Origin of the sequence: Nocardioides sp. (assembly GCF_036374615.1) — a bacterium.
Classification (GTDB): domain Bacteria; phylum Actinomycetota; class Actinomycetes; order Propionibacteriales; family Nocardioidaceae; genus Nocardioides.
Map to the genome: position 1 here is coordinate 1 of NZ_DASUTK010000179.1, position 5,130 is coordinate 5,130.

The 5,130-nt window shown below is 69.9% G+C and carries 3 protein-coding genes and 1 pseudogene; 1 reads left to right on the forward strand and 3 read right to left on the reverse strand.

Annotation, left to right across the window (positions count from 1 at the left end):
- The 3 genes and pseudogenes from VFZ39_RS13970 to tkt form a co-directional block, all read right to left on the reverse strand.
- Window positions 1–645, reverse strand: a pseudogene (locus VFZ39_RS13970) (glucose-6-phosphate isomerase); the annotation flags it as partial.
- Entirely contained in the window at window positions 642–1,760 is a 1,119-nt protein-coding gene (gene tal, locus VFZ39_RS13975; RefSeq protein ID WP_330866382.1) for a transaldolase, read from the reverse strand. The pseudogene VFZ39_RS13970 and the gene tal, both read right to left, overlap by 4 nt.
- Before the next feature lie 62 nt (window positions 1,761–1,822).
- A complete protein-coding gene (gene tkt / locus VFZ39_RS13980) occupies window positions 1,823–3,883 on the reverse strand; it encodes a transketolase (RefSeq protein ID WP_330866383.1) in 2,061 nt (686 codons plus the stop codon).
- Between the two features lie 211 nt (window positions 3,884–4,094).
- Between tkt and VFZ39_RS13985 the strand changes: the two genes are divergently transcribed.
- Window positions 4,095–5,051 carry a heme o synthase gene (locus VFZ39_RS13985; protein WP_414690296.1) on the forward strand — a complete coding sequence of 319 codons (957 nt, stop codon included), beginning with the start codon at window positions 4,095–4,097 and terminating at the stop codon, window positions 5,049–5,051.
- The last annotated feature ends 79 nt before the right edge of the window (window positions 5,052–5,130 follow it).

A 5,130-nucleotide genomic window follows, 5' to 3' on the forward strand; every position in this document is an offset into this window, starting at 1 on the left:
CTCCAACGTACCGAACGTCTTGCTGGACACGATGAACAGCGTCGTCGCCGGGTCGAGCCCGGCCAGCGTCGTCGCGCAGTCGGTGGGATCGATGTTGCTGATGAACCGGCACTCCAGCCCGTCCTGCACGTACGGCGTGAGAGCCTCGTAGGCCATGACCGGGCCGAGGTCGGAGCCACCGATCCCGATGTTGACCAGGGTCCGGATCGGCTCGCCCGTGGCACCGGTCCAGGTGCCCGACCGCACCCGGTCGGCGAAGTCGTAGACCCGCCGCAGGACGTCGTGGACGTCGGCGACCACGTCCTGCCCGTCCACCTCGAGCCGCGCGTCGGCAGGCAACCGCAACGCCGTGTGGAGCACGGCCCGGTCCTCGGTGACGTTGATCCTGTCACCGCGGAACATCGCGTCCCGGCGCTCCACCACGCCCACGGCGTCAGCGAGCTCGAGCAGCGCCGCCATGACGTCGTCGTCCACGAGGTTCTTGGACAGGTCGACCCACAGGTCAGCCGCGGTGAGCGAGTACCGCTCGGCCCTTCCCGGGTCCTCGGCGAACCAGCCGCGCAGGTCCGGGGAGAAGTCCGCTGCGATCGTGCTGAGCCGCGCCCAGGCCTCCGTCGTGGTCGGATCGACCGGGGCTTGGGTCATGCGCGGGCTGCTTCCAGCGACTCCTCCAGGGCCGCCAGCATCCCGTCCCAGGCAACGACGAACTTCTCGACGCCCTCCTTGATCAGTACCGCGATGACATCGTCGTAGTCGATCCCGGCCTCGGCCAGGGCCTTCATGTGGGCGTCGGCGTCGTCGTAGAACGGCCGCACCCGGTCGCCGCGGACCTCGCCGTGATCGGCGACCGCCTCGAGGGTCTTCTCCGGCATGGTGTTGACGGTGTCCTCGACGACCAGGTCGACGACGTACATCGTGTCGTCGTAGTCGGGGTTCTTCACGCCGGTCGACGCCCACAGCGGACGCTGCTTGCGAGCCCCCTGGGCTTCGAGCGCCTCCCACCGCTCGCCGCTGTAGAACTCCTCGAACATCCGGAACGCCAGCCGGGCGTTGGCGACGCCTGCCTTGCCCCGCAGGTCGGGATCGGTGGCCGGGCCGGACGTCGCCGCCTCGAGCCGCTTGTCGATCTCGGTGTCGACGCGGGAGACGAAGAACGACGCGACCGAGTGGATCCGGCTCAGGTCGTGCCCGTTCGCCGCGGCCTGCTCGAGACCGGCGACGTGAGCCTCCATGACCTCGCGGTACTGCTCCAGACCGAAGATCAGGGTCACGTTGACGCAGATCCCGGCGGCCAGGGTCTCTGTGATCGCAGGCCAGCCCTCCGGCGTGCCCGGGATCTTGATGAAGAGGTTGGGCTCGCCGACCGTCTCCCAGAGGTAGGCCGCCTCGGCCACGGTGCCGGCCGTGTCGTGCGCGAGCCCGGGACCCACCTCGATCGACACCCGGCCGTCCACCCCGTCGGTGGCGTCGTACACGGGGCGCATCACACGGCAGGCGTCGCGTACGTCGTCGGTCGTGATGGCATGGGCCGCCTTCGAGACGTCGGCACCGTCGGCCGCGAGCTCACGGATCTGCTGGTCGTAGCGTTCGCCGTCGCTCAGGGCGGCCTGGAAGATCGACGGGTTGCTGGTGATGCCGACCACGAAGCTGTTCTTGATCAGGTCGGCGAGGTTCCCGGTCTCGAGCCGTTCGCGGGAGAGGTCGTCGAGCCAGATCGAGACTCCGGCCTCCGTCAGCTGCTGCAGTGGATTGGTGGACATCGGGTGTTCCTCCCTCTCGTGGACCGCGTGACCCCTTGGGTGCGCGCTGCGACGGTGCGTCGTCAGCCGCCGGCGGCCCGGATGCTGTCGTCGGCCGCGTCGGCGACCGCCTCGGCCGTGACGCCGAGCTCACGGAAGATGCGTGCGTAGTCGGCGGATGCGCCGTACTGCTCGATGGAGATGATCCGGCCGTGGTCACCGACCACCTCGCGCCAGCCCTGTGCGATGCCGGCCTCGACGGAGACCCGGGCCTTGACCACTGGCGGGATCACCGTCTCGCGGTATGACGTCTCCTGGGCGTCGAACCACTCGCGGCACGGCATCGACACGACGCGAGCCCGGACTCCACGCTCGGCGAGCATGGTGCGCGCCTCGACGGCGAGCTGCACCTCCGAGCCGGTGCCGATCAGGACGACGTCCGGCAACCCGGTGCGGCCGTCGAGGTCGGGGGCCTCGAGCAGCACGTAGCCGCCCCGGTGCACGTTGCTGGTGTCGGACCAGTGCTCACCTGTCGTGGCGTCCTCACCCCGCGGGAAGACGGGCACGTTCTGCCGGGTCAGGACCAGGCCGGCCGGCCGGTCCGTGTTCGACAGGATGGTGCGCCACACGGCCGCGGTCTCGTTGGCGTCGGCGGGTCGCACCACGTCGAGCCCGGGGATCGCCCGGAGGGCGGCCAGGTGCTCGATCGGCTGGTGCGTCGGGCCGTCCTCACCGAGCCCGATGGAGTCGTGGGTCCAGACGTAGGTGACGGGTAGTCCCATCAGAGCGGCCAGCCGGACCGCGGGCCGCATGTAGTCCGAGAACGTCAGGAACGTCGCCCCGAACGGCCGGCTGCCTCCGTGGGCCGCGATCCCGTTCAGGATCGCGCCCATGCCGTGCTCGCGGATGCCGAAGTGCAGCACCCTGCCCGCGTACGGGTCGGCCTTCCACAGGTCGGTGGAGCGTTCGGCCGGCGCGAAGGAGGGCGCCGACTCGATCGTGGAGTTGTTCGACCCGGCGAGGTCGGCCGAGCCGCCCCACAGCTCGGGCACCCGCTCGGCGAGCGCGTTCAGCACCTGGCCGGAGGCCTTCCGGGTCGCCACACCCTTGGGGTCGGCGTCGAAGGTCGGGAGCTCGGAGTCCCAGCCCTCGGGGAGCGTGCGGGTCTGCAGCCGCTCGTAGAGCGCGAGGTCGGCCGAGGGCTTGCGAGCCCACGCCTGGAAGCGCTCCTCCCACTCGGCCTGGGCGGCCTTGCCCCGCTCGACGGCCTGGCGGGTGTGCGCCAGGACGGCGGGATCGACATCGAACGTGCGGTCGGGATCGAACCCGAGCACCAGCTTGGTGGCGGCGACCTCGTCCTCGCCGAGCGCGGTGCCGTGGGCCTCTCCGGTGTTCTGCGCGTTCGGGGCGGGCCAGGCGATGATCGTCTTCAGGACGATCAGGCTCGGCTGGTCGGTGACCCGGTTCGCCCTCTGGAGCGCACGGTGGAGGGCGGGCACGTCCTCCTCGTACTTCGCGCCATCGTTGGTCCAGTCGACCGTCTGCACATGCCAGCCGTACGCCTCGTAGCGCTTGGCGACGTCCTCGGAGAGCGCGATGTCGGTGTCGTCCTCGATCGAGATCTTGTTCTGGTCGTAGATGAGGGTGAGGTTGCCGAGCTTCTGCGTGCCGGCCAGGGACGACGCCTCCGACGCGACGCCCTCCTCGATGTCGCCGTCACTCGCGAGGGCGTACACGTGGTGGTCGAAGACGGACTCCCCGGGTGCGGCGTTGGGGTCGAGCAGGCCGTGCTCGCGTCGAGCCGCCATCGCCATCCCGACCGCGTTGCCGACGCCTTGGCCGAGCGGGCCGGTGGTGGTCTCGACGCCGGCGGTGTGCCCGTACTCGGGGTGACCGGGGGTCTTGCTGCCCCACGTCCGCAGCGCCTGGAGGTCCTCGAGCTCGAGGCCCCAGCCGCCGAGGTACAGCTGGATGTAGAGCGTGAGGCTGGAGTGCCCGCAGGAGAGGACGAACCGGTCGCGTCCGTGCCAGTCGGGGTCGGCCGGGTTGTGCCGCATCACCTTCTGGAACAGCAGGTATGCCGCCGGCGCGAGGCTCATGGCAGTGCCCGGATGGCCGTTGCCCACCTTCTGCACCGCGTCCATCGCGAGCACTCGCACCGTGTCCACGGCCTTCGCGTCTAGATCGGTCCAGTCAAGTGCGGTCACTAGGTGTCCTCTTCGTGCAGGGGTGGTCTGGTACGTCGGCCATACATCGGCCAGGAGGGGCACGCCTCACCTGCGAGCCTACTCATGCGGGGCGATAGACTGCGAGGCGCATGCACGCCTCCGTCGGCCCCGTACCCGAGGACATCCGTTGACATTCGTCGGCCACTCGGCCTCTGCGCAGTCGCAACCACTGCCGCAGCCGCAGCCGCAGTCGGCGACCGTCAAGGACGTGGTCGCGGCGTACGTCGGTCTGATGAAGCCGCGCGTCATCGAGCTCCTCCTGCTGACCACCGTGCCGGTCATGTTCTTCGCCGCTCGCGGAGTCCCCGATCTCGGCCTCGTGGTCGCCACCGTGGTGGGTGGCACCCTGTCCTCGGGCTCCGCCTCGGCCCTCAACTGCGTCTACGACCGGGACATCGACGAGCAGATGCGTCGGACCCGGCGCCGGGCGTTGCCGCGCCACCTCGTGTCACCCGTCGCCGCGACCGTGTTCGGGATCGTGCTGGGTGTCCTCGCGACCGTGGTGCTCGCGACCTGGGTCAACTGGCTCTCCGCCGGGCTCGCACTGGTGGCCGAGCTGTTCTACCTGGTCGTCTACACCGTTCTGCTGAAACGGCGGACCACGCAGAACATCGTGTGGGGCGGCCTCGCAGGTTGCTTCCCGGCGCTGATCGGCTGGACTGCCGTCACCGGCGAGCTCGCCTGGCCGCCGGTGGTGCTCTTCCTCGTGGTGTTCTTCTGGACTCCGCCCCACACGTGGGCGCTGGCGCTGCGCTACCGCGAGGACTACGCGAACGTCGACGTCCCGATGCTGCCGGTGGTCGCCCGCGCCGAGGCGGTCGGTCGCCAGATCGTGTTGTACTCGTGGGCGATGGTGGCCACGTCGCTGCTGCTGTGGCCGGTGGCCGGGACCGGGTGGGTCTACCCCGTGGCCGCCGCCGTCCTGGGTGCGGTCTTCCTCGTGGAGGCGCACCGGATGTGGCATCGCGCCCGCGGCACCGAGGACCTCACCCGGATCCAGCCCATGCGGCTGTTCCACTCCTCGAACCTCTACCTGTCGCTGCTGTTCGTCGCCGTCGCGCTGGACCCGCTGGTGGGTGGCTGAGTCTCACGAGTCACAAGATTCACTGGTCAACCAGTGAATCTCGGACCTCCCGCGGCGAGCTCGCCGAGTGTCAGATTCC

What these genes read in the sequence shown, in the direction of transcription:
- tal (WP_330866382.1), bottom strand. Translation starts at nt 1,760, where the DNA reads ATGTCCACCAATCCACTGCAGCAGCTGACGGAGGCCGGAGTCTCGATC.
- tkt (WP_330866383.1), bottom strand. Translation starts at nt 3,883, where the DNA reads ATGGACGCGGTGCAGAAGGTGGGCAACGGCCATCCGGGCACTGCCATG.